Annotated in this window: 2 protein-coding genes and 1 pseudogene; all 3 read right to left on the bottom strand. The window is 59.6% G+C overall.

Annotated features, from left to right (window positions below; genetic code table 11):
• Positions 1-242 (bottom strand): annotated as a pseudogene (locus B4F73_RS01750) (3-isopropylmalate dehydratase small subunit); the annotation flags it as partial.
• Positions 243-252: 10 nt separating this feature from the next.
• On the bottom strand, positions 253-1,095 hold the full coding sequence (locus B4F73_RS01755) for a VOC family protein (RefSeq protein ID WP_290480331.1): 843 nt from the start codon (positions 1,093-1,095) through the stop codon (positions 253-255).
• Positions 1,096-1,101: 6 nt separating this feature from the next.
• Positions 1,102-1,368, bottom strand: a 267-nt coding sequence (locus B4F73_RS01760) for a pyridoxal-phosphate dependent enzyme (protein WP_290482369.1), incomplete at its 5' end; no start/stop codon positions are given.

A 1,368-nucleotide genomic window follows, 5' to 3' on the forward strand; every position in this document is an offset into this window, starting at 1 on the left:
TTCTCGCCCGCAATCAGGATGCTCGCAGTGGCGTATTCTGGCCGGTTCAATACGAAATCGGACCGAGGCGAGCCGTCAGACAGCGTTTTCAGTTCGTGGAACAGGCCCTTGGACAGGCCTGTGCGTTCGGTCGTCTTAAGGAACTGCTTGGGAATGATCATGTCGGTATCGACATTGGACATCGGCTTGCCCTTTTCGAGCAGCGGCGCAGCGGTTCCGGTGAGTTGCGTAAAGGCTTTCATGAGGCGTGTCCTAGCGTGAAGAATGCGCGATGAACAGGGTCGGCACGCCCAATGTGCCATCCCTTATAGTGAAAACGGCAGACCCCGGTTTGCGCCCTTTCCGTTGTTCGGAAACATTGAAGCCAGCCTCCGTGAGGCGTGCATGTGCCGCCGAAAGATCATCCACGGTCCATGTCAGGCCCCAGATACTGTCCGGCGCGGCTGGGTCATGATCTTCCCCGAGGCGGTTGATGACCTCAAAGGTCAGCCCGCCTGTGCGGAAGAACAAAAAGCGCGTCTTCCACTCTTCCCGCGTCCGGTCGAGCGCCAGATCCAGCCCCAACCGTGCGCCATAAAGCCCTAATGCCCGGTCGGGATTGGGCGTGTTGATGACAATATGGTCCAGCGATGTGACGCAGCCAGACGGCGCGTCCGCCACGGGCAAGGCTTGTTCCGGCGAGATGATGAAAGTCTTCACGCCAGCAGTTTGCGCGTCCGCGCACCGGAAGCGCGTCCATTTCCGGGTTTCGCCGTTGATTGCGTTTGTGCTGCTTCCATCGCCGATCTCGCCCGGCATCAAGCCACGACGGGTCAGCTTGTGATGCGCGGCGGAAATATCTCCCGTTCCAAAAGCGAGGCTTTTCAGGCCGGGGCCTTCGTCGGAGATGATTTCCCGCAAACGATCGGCCACCGTCCCCTCCCCGTCAGGGGCCATCAGTTCAAGACTGGTATTCTCCAATTGGAAAATGGCTGTTGCGGCACCGTCGGCTGAGGCGCGCCAATCTGCCGGCCGCCCGAGCAATTGCTCATAGACGGCCGTCGCGGAGCTGATCTCCGGACAGACCAGCACAAAATGGTCTAGACCCGTAATCATGCTATCCTAGAGACCCTCAAACAGGGCTGTCGATACATACCGTTCGGCGAAGCTTGGCAGAATGACGACGAGGGTCTTGCCGGCCATGTCGTCACGCGCGCCAACTTTGACCGCTGCAGCCGCTGCCGCGCCGGAGGAGATACCGCCGGGTATGCCTTCGAGCCGCGCAAGTTTGCGGGCCGTTGCAAAGGATTCCTCATTCGAAACTTTCACGACTTCATCAATCAGGCTCGTATCCGCGTTGCCGGGGATGAAGCCTGCGCCGATGCCCTG

Origin of the sequence: Hyphomonas sp. UBA3601, from assembly GCF_002375605.1 — a bacterium.
GTDB lineage: Bacteria > Pseudomonadota > Alphaproteobacteria > Caulobacterales > Hyphomonadaceae > Hyphomonas.